General features: G+C 58.5%; 20 protein-coding genes and 1 pseudogene. 10 read left to right on the forward strand and 11 right to left on the reverse strand.

Translation table 11 applies throughout. The annotated features are described in order from the left end of the window. The first annotated feature begins 100 nt into the window (after positions 1-100). Positions 101-1,495: a Si-specific NAD(P)(+) transhydrogenase gene (gene sthA, locus AO240_RS20550; RefSeq protein ID WP_058411016.1), complete on the forward strand. Its 1,395-nt coding sequence runs from the start codon at positions 101-103 to the stop codon at positions 1,493-1,495. Positions 1,496-1,537: 42 nt separating this feature from the next. Here the strand turns inward: sthA and AO240_RS20555 are convergent, their stop codons facing one another. Continuing rightward, positions 1,538-2,260, reverse strand: coding sequence for a glycerophosphodiester phosphodiesterase family protein (locus AO240_RS20555; protein ID WP_099238773.1), 723 nt, complete (start codon positions 2,258-2,260; stop codon positions 1,538-1,540). 43 nt (positions 2,261-2,303) lie between these two features. Next, positions 2,304-2,888 (reverse strand): PilZ domain-containing protein, encoded by a 585-nt coding sequence (locus AO240_RS20560; RefSeq protein ID WP_058411014.1) that lies wholly within the window; start codon positions 2,886-2,888, stop codon positions 2,304-2,306. A gap of 94 nt (positions 2,889-2,982) precedes the next feature. On the opposite strand from AO240_RS20560, the gene AO240_RS20565 reads away from it, so the two are divergent. The 3 genes from AO240_RS20565 to AO240_RS20575 are packed head-to-tail and all read left to right on the forward strand — an operon-like array spanning position 2,983 to position 6,229. Further along, positions 2,983-4,233 carry a lipoprotein-releasing ABC transporter permease subunit gene (locus AO240_RS20565; RefSeq protein ID WP_058411013.1) on the forward strand — a complete coding sequence of 417 codons (1,251 nt, stop codon included), beginning with the start codon at positions 2,983-2,985 and terminating at the stop codon, positions 4,231-4,233. A gap of 7 nt (positions 4,234-4,240) precedes the next feature. Beyond that, positions 4,241-4,924: a lipoprotein-releasing ABC transporter ATP-binding protein LolD gene (lolD, locus tag AO240_RS20570; protein ID WP_024074097.1), complete on the forward strand. Its 684-nt coding sequence runs from the start codon at positions 4,241-4,243 to the stop codon at positions 4,922-4,924. A 60-nt stretch (positions 4,925-4,984) separates the two neighbouring features. Next, positions 4,985-6,229 carry a lipoprotein-releasing ABC transporter permease subunit gene (locus AO240_RS20575; protein WP_058411011.1) on the forward strand — a complete coding sequence of 415 codons (1,245 nt, stop codon included), beginning with the start codon at positions 4,985-4,987 and terminating at the stop codon, positions 6,227-6,229. A 12-nt stretch (positions 6,230-6,241) separates the two neighbouring features. On the opposite strand, the gene AO240_RS28440 is transcribed toward AO240_RS20575, so the two are convergent. Genes AO240_RS28440 through AO240_RS20585 form a run of 3 tightly spaced genes read right to left on the reverse strand, consistent with a single transcriptional unit; the run spans position 6,242 to position 8,705 of the window. Then, a complete protein-coding gene (locus AO240_RS28440) occupies positions 6,242-6,682 on the reverse strand; it encodes a hypothetical protein (protein ID WP_143505413.1) in 441 nt (146 codons plus the stop codon). Further along, positions 6,682-8,028, reverse strand: a complete 1,347-nt coding sequence (locus tag AO240_RS20580; protein WP_099238775.1) for a heavy metal sensor histidine kinase — start codon at positions 8,026-8,028, stop codon at positions 6,682-6,684. The genes AO240_RS28440 and AO240_RS20580 overlap by 1 nt, the downstream gene beginning before the upstream one ends. Beyond that, positions 8,025-8,705, reverse strand: coding sequence for a heavy metal response regulator transcription factor (locus AO240_RS20585; protein WP_099238777.1), 681 nt, complete (start codon positions 8,703-8,705; stop codon positions 8,025-8,027). Before AO240_RS20585 ends, AO240_RS20580 begins: the two co-directional genes overlap by 4 nt. A gap of 155 nt (positions 8,706-8,860) precedes the next feature. Here AO240_RS20585 and AO240_RS20590 point away from each other — a divergent pair, with 155 nt between their 5' ends. Together AO240_RS20590 and queF are read left to right on the forward strand one after the other, a co-directional pair. After that, a complete protein-coding gene (locus AO240_RS20590; protein WP_099238779.1) occupies positions 8,861-9,382 on the forward strand; it encodes a plastocyanin/azurin family copper-binding protein in 522 nt (173 codons plus the stop codon). A gap of 69 nt (positions 9,383-9,451) precedes the next feature. Beyond that, the gene (queF, locus tag AO240_RS20595; RefSeq protein ID WP_099238781.1) at positions 9,452-10,282 is read left to right on the forward strand and encodes an NADPH-dependent 7-cyano-7-deazaguanine reductase QueF; all 831 of its coding nucleotides are present in this window, start codon (positions 9,452-9,454) and stop codon (positions 10,280-10,282) included. A 56-nt stretch (positions 10,283-10,338) separates the two neighbouring features. Here queF and AO240_RS20600 read toward each other — a convergent pair whose 3' ends face one another. Together AO240_RS20600 and AO240_RS20605 are read right to left on the reverse strand one after the other, a co-directional pair. Continuing rightward, a complete protein-coding gene (locus AO240_RS20600; RefSeq protein WP_058414752.1) occupies positions 10,339-10,605 on the reverse strand; it encodes a DUF4404 family protein in 267 nt (88 codons plus the stop codon). 110 nt (positions 10,606-10,715) lie between these two features. Continuing rightward, positions 10,716-11,324, reverse strand: a complete 609-nt coding sequence (locus AO240_RS20605; RefSeq protein ID WP_099238783.1) for a phosphatase — start codon at positions 11,322-11,324, stop codon at positions 10,716-10,718. A gap of 197 nt (positions 11,325-11,521) precedes the next feature. On the opposite strand from AO240_RS20605, the gene AO240_RS20610 reads away from it, so the two are divergent. Further along, on the forward strand, positions 11,522-12,211 hold the full coding sequence (locus AO240_RS20610) for a VacJ family lipoprotein (RefSeq protein ID WP_099238785.1): 690 nt from the start codon (positions 11,522-11,524) through the stop codon (positions 12,209-12,211). A gap of 60 nt (positions 12,212-12,271) precedes the next feature. Here the strand turns inward: AO240_RS20610 and AO240_RS20615 are convergent, their stop codons facing one another. Beyond that, complete coding sequence (locus AO240_RS20615; protein ID WP_058414749.1) at positions 12,272-12,568, reverse strand: PilZ domain-containing protein; 297 nt, start codon at positions 12,566-12,568, stop codon at positions 12,272-12,274. A 276-nt stretch (positions 12,569-12,844) separates the two neighbouring features. On the opposite strand from AO240_RS20615, the gene rssB reads away from it, so the two are divergent. Together rssB and rssC are read left to right on the forward strand one after the other, a co-directional pair. Beyond that, positions 12,845-14,026: a two-component system response regulator RssB gene (gene rssB / locus AO240_RS20625; protein WP_058414748.1), complete on the forward strand. Its 1,182-nt coding sequence runs from the start codon at positions 12,845-12,847 to the stop codon at positions 14,024-14,026. After that, positions 14,026-14,508, forward strand: coding sequence for an anti-sigma factor antagonist RssC (gene rssC / locus AO240_RS20630; protein ID WP_058414747.1), 483 nt, complete (start codon positions 14,026-14,028; stop codon positions 14,506-14,508). Before rssB ends, rssC begins: the two co-directional genes overlap by 1 nt. Before the next feature lie 138 nt (positions 14,509-14,646). Here the strand turns inward: rssC and tal are convergent, their stop codons facing one another. Beyond that, positions 14,647-15,573, reverse strand: coding sequence for a transaldolase (gene tal, locus AO240_RS20635; protein ID WP_058414746.1), 927 nt, complete (start codon positions 15,571-15,573; stop codon positions 14,647-14,649). Positions 15,574-15,850: 277 nt separating this feature from the next. Then, positions 15,851-16,870 carry a tRNA dihydrouridine(20/20a) synthase DusA gene (gene dusA / locus AO240_RS20640; RefSeq protein WP_099238787.1) on the reverse strand — a complete coding sequence of 340 codons (1,020 nt, stop codon included), beginning with the start codon at positions 16,868-16,870 and terminating at the stop codon, positions 15,851-15,853. A gap of 102 nt (positions 16,871-16,972) precedes the next feature. On the opposite strand from dusA, the pseudogene AO240_RS20645 reads away from it, so the two are divergent. Beyond that, positions 16,973-17,742 (forward strand): annotated as a pseudogene (locus AO240_RS20645) (site-specific integrase); the annotation flags it as partial. A gap of 385 nt (positions 17,743-18,127) precedes the next feature. On the opposite strand, the gene AO240_RS28445 reads toward AO240_RS20645, so the two are convergent. Next, entirely contained in the window at positions 18,128-18,631 is a 504-nt protein-coding gene (locus tag AO240_RS28445) for a hypothetical protein (RefSeq protein ID WP_143505415.1), read from the reverse strand. Between the last annotated feature and the right edge of the window lie 574 nt (positions 18,632-19,205).

Below are 19,205 nucleotides of genomic sequence, written 5' to 3' on the forward strand. Positions count from 1 at the left end.
GGTTCACACACTTGAGCCAAATTGTCCTTCATGCCCGCTGGCCGCGGCATGATTTAGCCAGGCGTTCAACCGTGCGCCTGGCCTGTTCTGAGGAGTACGCATGGCTGTCTACAACTACGACGTGGTGGTACTGGGTTCCGGCCCGGCTGGAGAAGGTGCGGCGATGAATGCCGCCAAAGCGGGGCGCAAGGTGGCGATGGTCGATAGCCGTCGCCAGGTCGGCGGTAACTGCACCCACCTGGGCACCATCCCGTCCAAGGCCTTGCGTCACTCGGTGCGCCAGATCATGCAGTTCAACACCAACCCGATGTTCCGGGCGATTGGTGAGCCGCGCTGGTTCTCGTTCCCGGATGTGTTGAAAAGCGCCGAAAAAGTAATCGCCAAACAAGTCGCCTCGCGCACCGGTTACTACGCGCGTAACCGCGTTGACCTGTTCTTCGGCACCGGCAGTTTCGCCGACGAGCAAACCATCGAAGTGGTCTGCGCCAACGGCGTGGTCGAAAAGCTGGTGGCCAAGCACATCATCATCGCCACCGGGTCGCGCCCGTATCGTCCGGCGGATATCGATTTTCACCACCCGCGTATCTACGATAGCGACACCATCCTCAGCCTGGGCCACACCCCGCGCAAACTGATTATCTATGGCGCGGGTGTGATCGGTTGCGAATACGCGTCGATTTTCAGCGGCCTGGGTGTATTGGTCGAGCTGGTGGATAACCGTGACCAGTTGCTGAGCTTCCTCGACTCGGAAATTTCCCAGGCGTTGAGCTACCACTTCAGCAACAACAACATCACCGTGCGCCACAACGAAGAGTACGAGCGCGTCGAAGGCCTCGACAATGGCGTGATCCTGCACCTCAAGTCCGGCAAGAAAATCAAGGCCGACGCCTTGCTGTGGTGCAACGGCCGTACCGGCAACACCGACAAGCTGGGCATGGAAAACATCGGGGTCAAGGTCAACAGCCGTGGCCAGATCGAGGTGGACGAGGATTACCGCACCTGCGTGGCGAATATTTATGGCGCCGGTGACGTGATCGGCTGGCCAAGCCTGGCGAGTGCTGCGCATGACCAAGGCCGCTCGGCGGCAGGCAGCATTATTGATAACGGCAGCTGGCGTTATGTGAACGACGTGCCGACCGGGATCTACACGATTCCCGAGATCAGCTCGATCGGCAAGAACGAACACGAACTGACCAAGGCCAAGGTGCCTTACGAAGTCGGCAAGGCGTTCTTCAAGAGCATGGCGCGTGCGCAGATCGCCGGTGAGCCGCAAGGCATGCTGAAGATTCTGTTCCACCGTGAAACGCTTGAGGTGCTCGGTGTGCATTGCTTCGGCTACCAGGCCTCGGAAATCGTGCACATCGGCCAGGCGATCATGAACCAGCCGGGTGAGCAAAATACCCTCAAGTACTTTGTAAACACCACGTTCAACTACCCGACCATGGCTGAAGCCTATCGGGTAGCGGCCTACGACGGCCTCAACCGGCTTTTTTGAGCGGCTCCGGCCGGTGGCCTGAGCCGGCCGGGGAGACCGATTTCAGTAATTCTCGAGGGTGGCAGTGGCCAAACCGGGAAAGTCTGTAATCAGGCTATCTACGCCGAAGTCGGCGAGCCTGCGCATCAGCGCAGGTTCGTTGACTGTCCACACCGACACGTGCAAACCCTGGCGCTGGGCTTTTTCCAGACGCTCGGGGGTGCACAACGTCCAGTTCAATGCCAGGTATTCACAGCCGTAGTTTTGCGCGACCTTCAGCGGGTCGAGCCACGCGTATTCGGCGACCAGGCCACGTGACAGGTCCGGGGTCAGATCAACCGCGGCTTTTAATACTTCGCGCGAGCTTGAGGTCACGGTGACCTTGTCCATCAGGCCAAAACGTACGGCCATCTCACGAATCGCCAGCACGGTGGTCGCGGCGCGCGTGCGTGAGGCGCTTTTGACTTCCAGTTGCCAGTGGTCAAAGTCGCATTGCTCGAACAACTCTTCCAGGCGTGGGATCGGGCAGGGTTGCACCCAGCCCGGGCCGCCTTTGCGCGCATCCATCTTCACCAGGTCGGCCGCCGAGTACTCGACGACTTTGCCGCGCCGGTCGGTGGTGCGTTTCAGGGTCGGGTCGTGGATGACCATCAACTCGCCGTCCATTGACAGGTGCAAATCCAGTTCGCAGCGGCGTACACCGTGCTTGAGGCACTCCTGGAAGCTGGTCAGGGTGTTTTCCGGTGCTTCGCCTTTGGCACCGCGGTGGCCGTAGATCAGGGTCACAGTTGCTCCTTTGCGCCAGGGTTTCTGGCGGGGTAATACCAATTCAGGTGTCTTGGGCGTCGCTTTGTTCGCGCGCCAGGCGTCGTTCCTGGGCTTGTTTCTGCAGGATGTAGCGCGCCAGCAGTTGGCGTTGGGCATCGGTCATGGATTCAAATTCCGTGGCCACCGCAAACCCGTCAGCCTTGGCATCGCACTGCGTCACGCGGGCGCGCAGCAACAGGCCCAGCGCTTGCGGCATCAGCACCAGCTTGACCGCCAGGTGCGCGCCGGGCGCCAAGTGCGTGGGGTGCTGGAAGTCGATACCGCCTTCGGAAATGATCACCGGCTGTGGCGCGCCGACCTCATCCAGCAGGCCGCGCGCCATGATTTGGCTGAGCAGGTCGACGCGTTTGTTCTGCACCTTGAGGAAGGCCGCCAGGCTGCGATCTTTCTCGTTGATCTGGCGCAGCAGGTGCTGGGCTTCGAATTCGCTGAGGTGCAATTCGCTGAGCAGGTTGAACAGCGGCGAATCATCCAGCAACACTTCCTTGCTCGCCGCGTCGGGGGCAGAGAGCGTGCTGATTTGGAGTGCGATCATGTCGTCGATACGGTAGTATTCGCGGCGTTCTTCTTCATCTAATGTCGACATGGCGAACCCAAAGTAGCGGTAATGGTCTGAGTGTAAAGCTGCTTACCTGACCCCGCCACTGGGACGTCTTCTTTTCCTCCGAACAAGCCCCGACATGTTCAGACCTCTCTTCGTATTTATTGGCACGCGTTATACCCGTGCAAAGCGCCGCAATCACTTTGTGTCGTTCATTTCGTTGACCTCGATGATCGGGCTCGCCTTGGGCGTGGTCGTGATGATCGTGGTGCTGTCGGTGATGAACGGCTTCGATCATGAGATGCGCACGCGCGTGTTGGGCATGGTGCCCCACGCGACCATCGAGGGCGACGCGCCTATCAGCGACTGGCAAAGCCTGGCCGACAAGGTCAAGCAAAACCCCAAGGTCGTGGCGGTTGCGCCATTCACCCAGATGCAGGGGTTGCTGACCCACGACGGCAAGGTGCAGAAAATTCTGCTGAATGCCATCGACCCGGCCCAGGAGCGCAAGGTCTCGATCATCGACAAGTTCATGCTGCAGGGCAAGCTTGACGATTTGGCGCCCGGCAGCTTCGGCATCGTGATCGGCGACAAGGCGGCGGCCAAGCTCGGCGTGAACATCGGCGACAAGCTGACCTTCGTCGCGCCGGAAGTCACCGTGACCCCGGCCGGCATGTTCCCGCGCATGAAGCGCTTCACCGTGGTCGGCACCTTCCACGTCGGCGCCGGCGAGATCGACGGCTACCTCGGCCTGACCAACCTCACCGACCTGGCCCGGCTGCACCGCTGGAAGCCGGACCAGGTGCAGGGCCTGCGCCTCAAGTTCAACGACCTGTTCGACGCACCGCGCGGCGCCTGGGAAATCGCCCAGCACTTGGGTGAGTCGCAGTACTACGCCCGCGACTGGACCCGCACCCACGGCAACCTGTACCAGGCCATCCGCATGGAAAAAGCCATGATCGGCTTGCTGTTGCTGCTGATCGTTGCGGTGGCCGCGTTCAACATCATCTCGACCCTGGTGATGGTGGTGAACGACAAGAAGGGCGATATCGCCATCCTGCGCACCCTTGGCGCCACGCCGGGGCAAATCATGGCGATCTTTATGGTGCAGGGCACGGTGATCGGCGTGGTCGGCACCTTGATCGGCACAGCGGTCGGCATTCTGGCCGCGCTGAACGTCAGCGCCGCCATCGCCGCGCTGGAAAAAGTCATCGGCCACAAGTTTCTCAACGCAGACGTCTACTTTATCGACTACTTGCCGTCCCAGGTTCAGGCCCAGGATGTGTTGATGGTCGGCGGCGCCGCGTTGGTCTTGAGTTTCCTTGCCACCCTGTATCCAGCCTGGCGCGCGGCACGTACCCAGCCAGCACAGGCCTTACGTTATGAGTGAATCGGGCATGAGTGAAAAAGCAATCCTGAGCTGCCGCAATCTGGGCAAATCCTACGAGGAAGGTCCGGAATCGGTCGTGGTGTTGTCCAATTTGCAGCTTGAGCTGCACCCCGGCGAGCGCGTGGCGATTGTCGGCAGTTCCGGTTCCGGCAAAAGTACCTTGCTCAACCTGCTGGGCGGCCTCGATACGCCGTCCCAGGGCAGCGTGTGGCTGGCCGGTGAAGAACTGTCGGCCTTGAATGAAAAGGCGCGCGGCCAACTGCGTAACCGCTCGCTGGGTTTTGTGTACCAGTTTCACCACTTGCTGCCCGAGTTCACCGCGCTGGAGAACGTGTGCATGCCGCTGTTGATCGGCAAAACCGCGATTCCAGAGGCGCGCCAGCGCGCCAAGGCGTTGCTGGAGCGCGTCGGCCTCGGCCACCGCCTGGAGCACAAGCCAGCCGAATTGTCCGGCGGTGAGCGCCAGCGTGTGGCAATCGCCCGCGCGCTGGTCAACAACCCGGGCCTGGTGATGCTCGACGAGCCGACCGGCAACCTCGACTCCCACACTGCGCAGGGCATCAAGGACTTGATGCTGGAACTGAGCACCCAGATGCGCACCGCGTTCCTGGTGGTGACCCATGACATGAGCATGGCCCGCCAGATGGACCGTGTGTTGCACCTGCAGGAAGGTCACTTGGTCGCCATCTGACCCGTTTCAAGCCCGGCGCCTGGCGTCGGGCTTTTTCATTTTTTCAGGCGGTGCACGCGAATGTTCAGACCGTTATCGATTTTCATCGGCACGCGCTATACCCGCGCCAAGCGCCGCAACCGTTTTGTTTCGTTTATCTCGATGACCTCGATGATCGGCCTCGCCTTGGGCGTGTTGGCGATGATTGTGGTGTTGTCGGTGATGAACGGCTTTCAGCGCGAAATGAGCTCACGCATCCTCGGCATGGTGCCGCACGCCACCATCGTCGGCGTAAACCCGATTGATGATTGGCAGCCGGTGGCCGCTGCTGCGATGAAAAACCCCGAGGTGACTGCCGCCGTACCGTTTACCCAAATGGACGGCATGTTCTCCTACAAGGGCGCGATGCAGCCGATCGAGATCAGCGGCATCGACCCGGCTCAGGAAGGCAAGGTTTCGATCGTGGCTCAGCATATTGTGCGGGGCAAACTGGACGACCTGAAACCCGGCGAGTTCGGTGTGGTGGTCGGCGAAATCACCGCGCGGCGCTTTCGCCTCAACGTGGGCGACAAGCTGACTTTGATCGTGCCTGAAATCAGCAGCGCGCCGGGTGGCATCACCCCGCGTATGCAGCGTTTGAACGTGGTCGGTATCTTCAAGGTCGGCGCCGAGCTGGATGGCTCGATGGCATTGATTCACATGGCCGACGCCGCCCAGATGCAGCATTGGCAGCCGAACCAGGTGCAAAGCGTGCGCCTGGCGGTGAAAGACTTGTACGCGGCGCCCAAGGTCTCGGCGGACATCGCCGCCAGCCTGGGCACGGGCTACAAGCCGGATGACTGGACCCACACCCAGGGCAGCTTGTTCAGTGCAATGAAAATGGAAAAGACCATGATCGGCCTGCTGTTGCTGATGATCGTCGCCGTGGCTGCGTTCAATATCATCGCCACGCTGATCATGGTGGTGAACGACAAAGGCGCGGATATTGCGATTTTGCGCACCATTGGCGCCACGCCTCGGCAGATCATGGCTATTTTCATGGTGCAGGGCACGGTGATCGGCATTGTCGGCACCTTGATTGGCGGCGTGCTGGGGGTGATCGCGGCGCTGAACGTGAGTGAACTGGTGGGCTGGCTGGAGCGGGTGAGCGGGCAGCATATCTTCAGTTCCGACGTGTATTTTGTCAGCAACTTGCCGTCGGAACTGCAGGGCGGGGATGTGCTGCTGATTTGCTCGGCGGGTTTTGTGTTGAGCTTTTTGGCGACGCTGTACCCGGCGTATCGTGCGGCGAAGATAGAGCCGGCGCATGCGCTTAGGTATTCGTAACCTTTGAGATCGCTATCGGGAGCAAGCCCCCTCCCACAGTTGACTGCATTTCTTCAGTTGGAATGCAGGTAATTGCAGTTGGAGTGCAGATGATTCAGGTTGGACTGCGGTCAATTTCAGTTGGAATGCAGGTAATTGCAGTTGGAATGCAGATGATTCAGGTTGGGTTGCAGTCAATTCAGGTTGGGTTGCAGTCAATTCAGGTTGGAGTGCAGCCAATTCAGGTTGGGTTGCAGTCAGTTCCAGTTGGAGTGCAGCCAATTCAGGTTGGACAGCAGTCAATTCCAGTTGGAATGCAGCCAATTCAGGTTGGGTTGCAGTCAGTGCCAGTTGGAATGCAGCCAATTCAGGCTGGACTGCAATTAACTCCAGTTGGAATGCAGCCAATTTCACTTGGAATGCAGTCAACTGTGGGAGGGGGCTTGCTCCCGATAGGGCCGGTGCAGCCTGCATCAATCTGTCTTGGGCAACTCAACCACAAACCGTGTCCAGCCAGCCCCGGACTCACAAAAAATCCTCCCGCCGTGCGCCCGCACGATTGACTGGGTAATCGCCAACCCCAGCCCCGCATGCTCGCTGCTGCCTTCATGGCGCGCCGGGTCTGCCCGGTAAAAACGATCAAACAACCGAGGTAACAACGCGGCGGGAATACCATCCCCGGTGTTTTCCACTGAAAGTCTCACCCCGTCCGCGATGCGCACCCGCACCTGGCCACCGGCCTTGGTAAACCGCAGCGCGTTATCCAGCAAATTCGACAACGCCCGACGCAACATACCGCGATCGCCCATGGTGCGCGCAGTGCCCTCGCGCACCAGGCTGACCTGCGCGTCTTCCGCCAGCATCGCAAAAAACTCGAGCAACGCGTCCACTTCATCTTCAAGCGCCAACGGCTCGCGCTTGGGCATCAGCAAGCCATGGTCGGCTTTGGCCAGGTACAACATGTCATTCACCAACTGCGCCATCCATTGCAGTTCCTCCAGGTTGCTGTGCAGCGCCTCGCGGTAGTCCTCCAGCGCGCGCGGCTGGGTGAGGATCACCTGCGTGTGGGTCAGCAGGTTCGACAGCGGCGTGCGCAGCTCGTGGGCGATGTCGGCGGAGAACGCCGAGAGGCGCTGAAACGAGTCGTCCAGGCGGCCGAGCATGGCGTTGAAGGCGAGCGCGAGTTCTGCCAGTTCCACCGGCATGTGCTGCTCAGGCAAACGTTGGGTGAGGGAATGCGCGGAGACACCGGCGGCGACCTCGCCCATGCGCCGCAACGGGCGCAAGCCACTGCGTGCGGCCCAGGCGCCTAGCAGCGCGGTGGCGAGTGCCGACAGGCCGACGGTCAGCCAAATCAAGTGCTGCATGCGTTGCAGGAATTGCTGGTGATGGGTGATGTCGAGCATCAGGCTCAGTTGCGGCGAGCCCGGTTGGTTGGGCAGCAACGCTGCGTTGTACACGCGGTAATCCGTGCCGGCGTTCTGCAGGCTGTGCAGGCCCGGCGTTGCGGGCAGGTCGACGCCTGGCGCGCCGTCATACCAGCGCTGGCCGGCGGCGCTGATGCGCAGCGTCAGGTCGGGTTGCCGATTAAGCTCGCTGCGCAACTGCGCTTCGCGCTGGGCGAACAATTGCGCGGTGTCGACGCCCTGCAACGTGCTGCGCAAAGCCAGTAATTTGCCGTCGAGCAACTGTTGGTCCAGCTCGACAAAATGCGCCTCGCTGGCCTGGTTGAACAACACCCCGGCGATCAGCGAAACCACCGCAGTACAGGCGGCAAACAACAGTGCCAGACGGCTGGCGAGGGACAAGCGCTTGATCAATTGAAACGCTCCTCCAGCACATAACCCATGCCGCGCACGGTGTGGATCAGCTTATTGGGGAAGGGGTCGTCGACTTTCAGGCGCAGGCGGCGGATCGCCACTTCGATGATGTTGGTATCGCTGTCAAAATTCATGTCCCACACTTGTGAGGCAATCAGTGACTTGGGCAGCACCTCGCCCTGGCGGCGCAGCAACAATTCGAGCAGCGCGAACTCCTTGGCGGTGAGGTCGATGCGCTGGCCATTGCGCTCAACGCGGCGGCGAATCAGGTCCAGGCGCAAGTCGGCCAGTTGCAGCGCGGTTTCCTGCGGTGTGCTACTGCCACGGCGTAACAGGCTGCGTACCCGCGCCAGCAGTTCGGAAAAGGCGAACGGCTTGACCAGGTAATCGTCGGCGCCCAGCTCCAGGCCGTGCACGCGGTCTTCCACCGCATCGCGGGCGGTGAGGAACAGCACCGGAGTATCCAGCCCGGCACTGCGCACGGCTTGCAAAATTTGCCAGCCGTCACGGCCCGGCAACATCACGTCGAGAATCAGCAGGTCGTAGTCACCGCTCAATGCCAAATGCTGACCGCTGGTGCCCTCGGCGACCAGTTCGGTGGTAAAGCCCGCCTCGGCCAAGCCTTGACGCAGGTAATGGCCGGTTTTAGGTTGGTCTTCGACAATCAGCAGTTTCATGGGCAACTCTTGGCAGCGGGTGACGATGGGCTTTATACCGTGGGCGCCAGGGCAGGGGCGCAACCTGACAAAGTTGTAATCCAGCAGTCAGCTGGCTGGCAGCGGCGCCATCTTAGAGTGCTACCCAAGCAGTTCACACATTTTTGGAGATACCCATGACCTTGCGTACACCCCTGTTACTGGCGGGCTGCCTGCTGGCATTGAGTGTCGACGCGCAGGCTGACACGGCGCACACCTACGCATTTGGCCAGCCGGCCGCCGCCGCCAAGGCCACGCGCACCGTGGAAGTGCAGTTGCAGGACATTTCTTTTTCGCCCACGTCGTTGGACGTAAAAGCCGGTGAGACCGTGCGGTTTGTGCTGGTCAATAAAGGCCGGTTGCTGCATGAATTCAACCTGGGCGACGCGGCGATGCATGCCGAACACCAAAAGGAAATGCTCAAGATGCAGGCCAGCGGCATGCTCACCGCCACCGGCATCGGCAAAATGGACCACAGCGCCATGGGCCATGGCGAGATGGGCGGCATGCAGCACGACGACCCCAACAGCGTGCTGGTAGAGCCCGGCAAAACCGCCGAACTGACCTGGACGTTCACCCGCGCCACCGGCTTGGAGTTTGCCTGCAACCTGCCCGGGCATTATCAAGCGGGCATGGTCGGCACGCTTAACGTCGATTGAGCCGGTGTGGCTTAGGCGCGGGGGCAAAGGCTGGTAGACTGGCGGGGTTTATTTAGCCAGGTTTCCGCCATGCATCCCGCAGCCGAACATTCGCCGCTGGGCAAGTCCAGTGATTACATCTCTACTTACACCCCTTCGTTGCTGTTCCCGATCCCTCGCGCCGCCAAGTGGGCCGAACTCGGCCTGAGCGCCGATAACCTGCCCTACAAGGGCGTGGATTTCTGGAACTGCTTCGAGTTGTCCTGGCTGCTGCCGTCCGGTAAGCCGGTGGTGGCCATCGGTGAATTCAGTATCCCGGCCGACTCTCCGAACATCATCGAGTCCAAGTCGTTCAAGCTGTACCTTAATTCGCTCAACCAAACCGCGTTTGCCGACACGCAAAGCCTGCAAGCGACGTTGCGCTCCGACCTCAGCGCCGCCGCCGGCAAGCCGGTAACCGTGCGCATCCGCAGCCTGGCGGACGTTGCAGCCGAAGGGGTGCAGGCGTTGCCAGGTGTGTGCATTGACGATCTGGACATCAGCGTCAGCAACTACGAACACCCACGCCCGGAACTGCTGCGCTGCGATGATTCGCGCATCGTCGAGGAGAGCCTGCACAGCCACTTGCTCAAATCCAACTGCCCGGTCACCAGCCAGCCCGATTGGGGCAGCGTGGCGGTGGAGTACCGTGGTTCGGCGCTGGATCACGCCAGCCTGCTGGAATACCTGGTGAGCTTTCGCCAGCACTCGGACTTCCACGAGCAGTGCGTAGAGCGGATTTTTCTCGACCTGCAGCGCTTGCTCAAGCCGAAAAAACTGACGGTGTACGCGCGCTATGTGCGGCGCGGTGGGTTGGATATTAACCCGTACCGCAGCACTGAAGAGGTGGCGTTCCAGAACCTGCGCCTGGCCCGTCAGTAAATCGAAAAAGGTGGGAAGGGGCTTGCCCCCTCCCACCTTTTGGTTTCGGGCCTGGATTAAATCCCGATGTTGCCCAAGGTGATCACGATATTGCGCAGCGTCCCGGCAATCCCCGGATGGTCGAGTTCGAAGCCTTCTACAGCGCGATTCACATCGTCAGCAATGCTCGGTGCCTGAGTGGCTGGTTCCAATTCCAGTTGCAGTTCAAACCTGGCAAGCAAGGCTTCCAGCGCTTCACGTTTTTCCAGCGGCAGCGGCGGCTCCTGATTCAATTGCTCGCGCAGGATGTTGACCTGTTCTTGCAGTTTTTCGCGGGCAGGCATAGCGTTCTTCCTTTTATCGATAGGCACTGGCATAGACCGCGGCACGCCGGGAAAGGTCTACGGGCTGACCTGTAGATTAATCCACCGGGGCCGACTGTGCATGATCTTGATCAGGGCTTCTCGCCTTTGAGCTGGCGCAGGCGGATGTCTGCCAGGCAGCTGCCGAGCTCGCCGAGGTGGTCGATCACCGAGTGCACGCCCAGCTTATACAGCGCCATTGTGGCTCTGCCGCGCTTGTGCTCGCGTTGCTGCTCGGTCAGCGCCTGCCATTGCTCGGGCGCCAGGCCGCACAGCGAGCCGCAGGACGCCAGGCCAATGGTCCACAACCCGGCATTGAGGCCCGATTGCAGCAAACGCGGCTCACCACTCACCAGCACGCAGCCTTCCAGGCGTTCGATGTTTAATTCCATCAAGGCTTGCCAGCAGGCATGCGGGGCAGGCCAGCGCATGGCGGCGGGCGCAGTCGCCTTCAGCCAGTCAGGCAACGCGGCCGCCAATGGGCGGGTGACGGCGGCGGGCAGCTCGTCCAGCCAGGCGCAGGGCACGCCTTGCTCTTTGAGGTCATGCAGGATTTTTAATGCGCCATACGTGGCTTGGGAGTCGGGGGAGGGCGAATCACTGCGTGCCAGGGAACCAAAATCTACCAGGCAGCCACTAAGCCCGAAGAGCACGGCAGTCAAAGAGGGTGCGCTGGCGAGAGCAATTTCGGCCTGAGGCATCTAAAGGTTCCTGAAATAGCTGTGACGCTATCTGGCCAGGATGACAAGCACATGACACTCCGGTGTGACTGTAGGAATTTTATCCATTTGCCCGATGACGTTTCCTAGTAGATGCCTAACTCGACACTTCCGTCATATACTCACGTTCTTAATTCAGGGCATAGCGCCCATGACAGACTATTCAAGGAGCAAAAGCTATGCGCTGGAGCCAATATTTCGCTCAGCTATCTGTGTGTGCCACTGTCCTGTTGGCGCCGTTTGCGGCCCAGGCTGCGTCGGAAGACGACCCATGGGAAAGCATCAACCGTCCGATTTTCTCTTTCAACGACACCGTTGATACCTACGCCCTCAAGCCTTTGGCGCAGGGCTATCAGTTTGTTACCCCGCAGTTCATGCAGGATGGCATCCACAACTTCTTCCGCAACATCGGCGACGTCGGCAACTTTGCCAACAACGTGTTGCAGCTCAAGCCACACGCGGCCGGTGTCGACACCGCTCGTTTGCTGATGAACACCACCTTCGGCGTGCTGGGCTTTATCGATGTAGGCACCAAAATGGGCCTGCAACGCAGCGATGAAGACTTCGGCCAGACCTTGGGCTACTGGGGCGTCGGCAGCGGTCCTTACGTGATGCTGCCGCTGCTTGGCCCAAGCACCTTGCGTGATGCGCCGTCCAAGTACGTCGACAGCTACACCCAACCGTATCGCTACATGAACGATATCGGCTGGCGCAACAGCACCTTCGGCCTGAACATCGTTGACACCCGCGCCAGCTTGCTCGACAGCGAGAAGCTGATCACCGGCGACAAATACACCTTCATCCGTAACGCCTACTTGCAGAACCGTGAGTTCAAGGTCAAGGACGGCAAGGTTGTAGACGACTTTTAAGCGTTGATGTTTTGAAATGAAAAAGGCGACCCGTGTGGTCGCCTTTTTTGTGCGCGGCTTTCAGCGCATTTTCAGGATTTTGAGGCCCAGGTGCTGGTCCTCGCCAGTCGTCTTGGCCCAAACGACTTCGGTGTCCGCCTCCAGGCCCTTGAGGGCGGCGTGCTCCGAATCGATGCGCACGGTCAGTGTGTCACCCACCGCAAACTGGCGCGGTGCCTGTACTTGCATGCCGGTGCTTGAAAGGTCCACGCAGACCCCGGCAATCTCTTGGCCGGCGTGGATCAGAGAAACATCGGCATCCACTCGCATGCGGATGAAATCGCGTTTTTCGGCGTAGTCGCGCTCGTGTTCGCTCACAGCTGCCATCCTTACTTTGTGTTGTGGTGATGGCTGTTCTTATAACTCCCGGTGATTTGCGGTGTAAAGACGTCCGGCGACCATCGGCATGAGCTTGAAACCCCTGACGGATGGGAGTACCGTCTGCGCCTTAGAAGGGCACCTCTGCTTTACCGTTGTGCGTGGGCCAAAAGCCCGTGCTTTGTAGGACAGAGAGGCTAGAAAGCGAATCCAGTACGTGAGCCCGGCCATTGCCGAGCCGCCTACGCCAACCTAATTCTGGCGCCGTTTGCCCACATGCAAAAAACCAGTGCCACGCTGCTGATAATCGATGACGACGAAGTAGTGCGCGCGAGTCTCGCGGCCTATTTGGAAGACAGTGGCTTCAGCGTCCTGCAGGCCAGTAATGGCCAACAGGGTCTCCAGGTATTCGAGCGCGACAAGCCCGACCTTGTGATCTGCGACCTGCGCATGCCCCAAATGGGCGGCCTTGAGCTGATCCGCCAGGTCACTGAGCTTGCCCCGCAGACGCCCGTGATTGTTGTCTCCGGTGCCGGCGTGATGAACGATGCCGTCGAGGCCCTGCGCCTGGGCGCTGCCGACTACCTGATCAAGCCCCTCGAAGACCTGGCTGTGCTTGAGCATTCGGTGCGCCGCGCGCTCGACCGCGCCCGCCTGCTGCTGGAGAACCAGCGCTACCGCGAAAAGCTCGAAACCGCCAACCGCGAGCTCGAAGCCAGCCTCAACCTGCTCCAGGAAGACCAGAACGCCGGTCGCCAGGTGCAGATGAACATGCTGCCGGTGAGCCCGTGGAGCATTGACGCGTTCAAGTTTGCCCACCAGATCATCCCGTCGTTGTACTTGTCGGGGGATTTTGTCGATTATTTCCGTGTGGATGAGCGCCGCGTGGCGTTCTACCTGGCTGACGTTTCCGGCCACGGCGCTTCTTCTGCTTTTGTTACCGTGTTGTTGAAATTCATGACCACGCGGTTGTTGTTCGAGTCCAAGCGCAACGGAACCTTGCCGGAATTTACGCCCTCCCAGGTACTGGGCCACATCAATCGAGGCCTGATCAGCTGTAAGCTGGGCAAGCACGTGACGATGGTCGGCGGCGTGATCGACGAAGAAACCGGTCTGTTGACCTACAGCATTGGCGGTCACCTGCCGATGCCGGTTTTATACACTCCAGACAGTGTGCGTTACCTGGAAGGGCGTGGTCTGCCGGTGGGCTTGTTTAATGAAGCCACCTACGAAGACCACATCCTGGAACTGCCGCCGACCTTCAGCCTTACGCTGATGTCGGATGGCATCCTGGACCTCCTCCCAGAGCCTACACTCAAGGAGAAAGAAGCCGCCTTGCCCCAAAAGGTCAAGTCGGCGGGCGGCAGCCTGGATGGCCTGCGGCAGGTTTTTGGATTGGCCACGCTAGGGGAGATGCCGGATGATATCGCCCTATTGGTGTTGAGCAGGAATCTTTGATGAGTACCGGAAGAATCCAATTCGCCGAGCAAGACGGGACTTTCGTCCTGAAGTTTGTCGGTGAAGTGCGCCTGACGTTGTGTTCGGCGCTGGATGCGACGATTGAGCGGATTTTCACAGCCTTGAATTTCTCGGCGATCGTGATCGATCTGACCGAAACCCGCAGCATCGATAGCACCACCCTTGGCTTGCTGGCCAAGTTGTCCATTCTGTCGCGGCAGAAGGTCGGCCTGTTGCCGACCGTCGTCACCACCCACGAAGACATCACCCGTCTGTTGCAGTCGATGGGCTTTGATCAAGTGTTCAACATCGTTGAAAGCCCGATCCCGTGCCCGGAATGCCTGACCGACCTGCCATCCCAGGACCAGTCCGAGGAAGTGGTACGGATCAAGGTGCTGGAAGCGCACAAAATCCTGATGGGCCTGAACGAGTCCAACCGCGAAGCCTTCCACGACCTCGTCAACGCGCTAGAACGCCACTAAGCCCCAGACTTGAAACCCCGTCCAATGTGGGAGCAGGCAAGCCAGCTCCCCAGTTTGAACTGTGACTGGTTTGAGATCAACGAAACACAAAAAAGGGCGGCACCCTCACAGGTGCCGCCCTTTTTGTCGCCGGCTGTCTTACAGCTTGGCAGTCAACAGCGCTTCCAGCTTCTCTTGATCCCGAGCAAACTGACGAATCCCTTCCGCCAGCTTCTCGGTGGCCATTGCATCCTCGTTGGACTCCCAACGGAACTGTGCTTCAGTCAAATGCACGCGCGCTTCACCGGCGTGGCCTGGCGACAGCTTGCGTTCAAGCTTGCCTTCATCGGCTGCCAGCTTCTCCAGCAAGTCCGGGCTGATGGTCAGGCGATCACAGCCGGCCAACTCTTCAATCTGGCTGAGGTTGCGGAAGCTCGCGCCCATCACCACGGTCTTGTAGCCATTGGCCTTGTAGTAGTTGTAGATGCGCGTCACCGACTGCACGCCCGGGTCATCCGAACCTGTGTAGTCGCTGCCGTTGGCCTTCTTGTACCAGTCGTAGATACGGCCAACGAACGGCGAAATCAGGAATACCCCGGCTTCAGCACAGGCCACAGCCTGGGCAAACGAGAACAGCAGCGTCAGGTTGGTCTGGATGCCTTCTTTTTCCAGCGTCTCTGCCGCGCGGATGCCTTCCCACGTGGAAGCGATCTTGATCAGCACGCGGTCACGGCTGACGCCGGCTTTGTCATACAGGTCGATCAGGCGGTGCGCACGCTTGAGTACGGCGTCAGTGTCGAACGACAAGCGGGCATCCACCTCGGTGGAAATACGCCCCGGTACTACCTTGAGAATTTCTTGACCGACCGCCACCGCAAACCGGTCGCTGGCGAGGCCCACGTCACCGTTGCAGTCTTTAACGCACTCATCCAGCAGCTTGGCATAGCCTGCAATCGAAGCGGCCTTGAGCAGCAGGGAAGGGTTGGTGGTCGCGTCTTGTGGCTTGAGCTTGGCGAGCGTAGAAAAATCGCCGGTATCGGCTACGACAGTGGTGAATTGCTTGAGTTGTTCCAGCTTGGAAGTCATGAGCGTGCTCTGTCCTTTGGGTCTGATGACATTACCCGAGCGCCGGCAGGCGCTCAAGGGCGCAAATGCGTTCGATCGTTTGCGAGGGCAACAACCTGAAAACAGCCGTTTGAATGACCGGCCATACTAATAATAGGAGGCCAAAATGCGCATCAGGTTCAACCCAAGTGCCGCATGACCACCACAGTCAAACTGTGGGAGCGGGCTTGCTCGCGAAAGCGGTCTCTCAGCCCCCCAACAAATCAACTGACACCCACCCAGCTCACCAGCCCCTCAATCACCGCCCCTCCAGCAACTCCGCCGCCTGTTCGAGCAACGCCAGCGGGTCGTTGGCCTTGTGAATATCCACCGACAACAACTGCCTGAACTTGCGCGCACCTGGAAACCCAGTCCCCAGCCCCAACACATGCCGCGTAATGTGATGCATCGTCCCGCCACTGGCCAAATGCTCAGCAATATAAGGCCGCAACTGCGCCAACGCCTGCGCCCGACTGATCACCGGCGCCGTACTGCCAAACAACTGCTGATCCACCTCCGCCAGCACATACGGGTTGTGATAAGCCTCGCGCCCCAACATCACCCCGTCAAACGTCTGCAAATGCTCCTGGCACTGCGCAAGCGTCTTGATGCCGCCGTTGAGAATAATCTCCAACTCTGGGAAGTCGTGCTTCAACTGCGCCGCCACGTCATAGCGCAACGGTGGAATATCGCGATTCTCCTTCGGCGATAACCCCTCCAGAATCGCAATGCGCGCATGCACCGTAAAACTGGTGCACCCCGCGTCCTTCACCTGCCCGACGAAATCACACAACTCGGCATAACTGTCGCGCCCATTAATTCCGATACGGTGCTTCACCGTCACCGGAATCGACACCGCGTCACGCATCGCCTTCACGCAATCGGCCACCAACGCCGGATGCGCCATCAAAATCGCGCCGATCATGTTGTTCTGCACGCGGTCGCTAGGGCAGCCGACATTCAAGTTCACTTCGTCGTAACCGGCAGCCTCCGCCATGCGCGCGCACGCGGCCAAATCAGCCGGCACGCTGCCGCCTAACTGCAGCGCGAGCGGGTGCTCGGCTTCGCTGTGGCGCAGGAAGCGCTCGTGGTCGCCATGCAGGATCGCGCCAGTGGTGACCATCTCGGTGTAGAGCAGGGCGTGCCTGGAGAGCAGGCGCAGGAAGAACCGGCAGTGGCGGTCGGTCCAGTCCATCATCGGCGCGACAGAGAAGCGGCGGGACGGCACTGAGCGGGAGGGGCTAGCGTTTACTGGAGGTACGGCTTTTTCGGAATTCATTAATACTGATCTTTTATACAGCGGTTTTTACCCGTTTTCCCTTGTTTTCTAGAGTCGGTTGCTACATTGTAGCGATCGAATTCGGCAATGTAGCAACTGGAAATGGGCACGATCACAGCACGTAAGCGCAAGGACAACTCGACAGCCTACACGGCGCAGATACGGATCAATCGGGATGGCAAGACAGTTTATCAGGAAAGCCAAACCTTCGACCGTAAGCAGGTGGCTCAGGCATGGATCAAGCGACGTGAAACGGAGTTGGCTCAGCCAAGTTCTATTGAGCGGGCGAATCGGAAGGGAGTGACGATCAAGAAGATGATTGATCAGGACCAGGACGAATACGAGAAGATCCGACCGCTGGGGAAGACTAAGCGAGCAACCCTGACGGCGATCAAGGAGCCGTGGCTGGGCGAGGTCGATGATTCGGCGCTGAATAGTCAGAAGCTGGTGGAGTTTGCTCAGTGGCGGATGAGCAAAGAGGGAGGCGGTGTCCAGGCGCACGCGGTCGGGAATGATCTGTCGCGCCTAGGAGCGGTCCTCTCGGTTGCTAGAACGGCCTGGGGTATGAGATAGATCCGCTTGCCAAGACTGACGCTCGAAAGGTGTTGCGTAAGCTCGGAATGGTCACCAAGAGCAAAGAGCGTAATCGCCAGCCTACTCTTGATGAGTTGGGCAAGCTGATGAAGCATTTCTTCGACATGCAGACTCGGGGCAATAACTCGATTCTTATGCCGAAAACAATCGCTTTCGCACTCTTTTCGACACGCCGGCAAGAGGAAATCACTCGGATACGCTGGGAGGATCTCGACGAATCCAGGCAGGCGGTGCTGGTTCGCGACATGAAGAATCCTGGTCAGAAGCTAGGTAACGACGGCCTGTCCCAATGCGAGCAAAACAAGACCAGGGCAAAGAGCCTGTAGGTCGAGGAAAAATCGATGCCCCCTCCACACACTCGATATGTATAGAGGCTCGGGTCAAAATGTATTGTCGGAAATTGGTGCTGAATCGGTGGGGGGTCTCCTTAGGTGTCAAAGTATTCATGAGCCGGCGTCTCCGGTTAGCCGGCTTCGCCCTGTATTTGCTGTGATGCTGGTTTCAGGATGTTTTGTTTGACAGCAAATACAAATAGCGCTTTTAAGATATCTCTGCAAAAGAGTCCTCAGCGCGAGCGCTTAAGCACTGGCGCTACGTTATAACTGTATTTTTACACATCGGCTATGTACATACAAAGCTCGCCGATCGATCCGATTCGATAGGTTACTTGAAATCCTCATCACTTTTAGGCACTGTTTCAATACCTTCTCTTGCCTCTAGGCTTATAACTTTTTTGCCGCCTTTCCCACATACCTTTCGCAAAACCATTTTGCCATTTTTTAGCACAGTCAAATTGCTCATTGACATCTGCGAAACAAGATATGTATAGCTTCCATTTTTAAATTTTATAATATCTTTATTTACACTTCCTTCGGAAGCATTCACCACAAAAAATCTTTTCATGGGCGGGAGCTGCTTTTGTGGAAACATCATTTCAATATTGTTCGGCGTGCCGTACCTATATTGAACATACCCGGAGCTGGGATCACTATTGCCAGATGCGCATATCGAAACTATTTTCTCATCAGAAAAAGTACAACTAAAATAAATTTTTTCGTTAGCGCTACATAGTGTTTTCTCTATTTCATCGTCATGTGCTTGCACCCAGGATATGCAAAGCATAGAACAAAAAAAACAGGTGATGGCGGTAAGTTTAGACTTAATCATAGCGCTTGCTCATTTAAATAGTTCCTGCTGCCAAATTTTCTTGAAATTATTTATTCGTGCAACTCTGCTATCAGTATTATAATTCACTACATCGGTTATTGACTGAACTGTTGAGTCATTAGCCCCATTATCAGCCCTCCGATAAAGCTCATTATCTATCCAGAAAAACGCAGCGGATCGTACCGCATATTTCATCTGAACCAACAGATCAGGATTCACCTCAAAGTCATGGAGTATTGGCGCCGATGCCGAGGTGACCCAGTTGCCGAGATTTCACTGCCCCAGTTTGACCCCTCGTGAATCATTGTCTGTGCTGGATTTTTGCAGGTTTGGAGATGGGGCAGTCTTGCGTCGGCAATCGGGTCAATCTAGGGGCAGCGCCAACACCCAGACCTTGCTGAGGACGCAGTGCATGGATTCGAGGCGGTTCTCCATCGCGATAAGCTGCTGTCACGTCGCTGACGTTGGGCAAAGCGTTGCAAAGAGTTCTATCTGGAATTATTGCTACCCGATTCTGGATGGCTTGCTAGTCAAGTTGAAAGCCGGACGTGACTTCACCGCCATCCCTGAGCCT

Source organism: Pseudomonas sp. ICMP 460 (assembly GCF_002723595.1).
In the GTDB taxonomy this organism is placed as follows: Bacteria; Pseudomonadota; Gammaproteobacteria; order Pseudomonadales; family Pseudomonadaceae; genus Aquipseudomonas; species Aquipseudomonas kitaguniensis.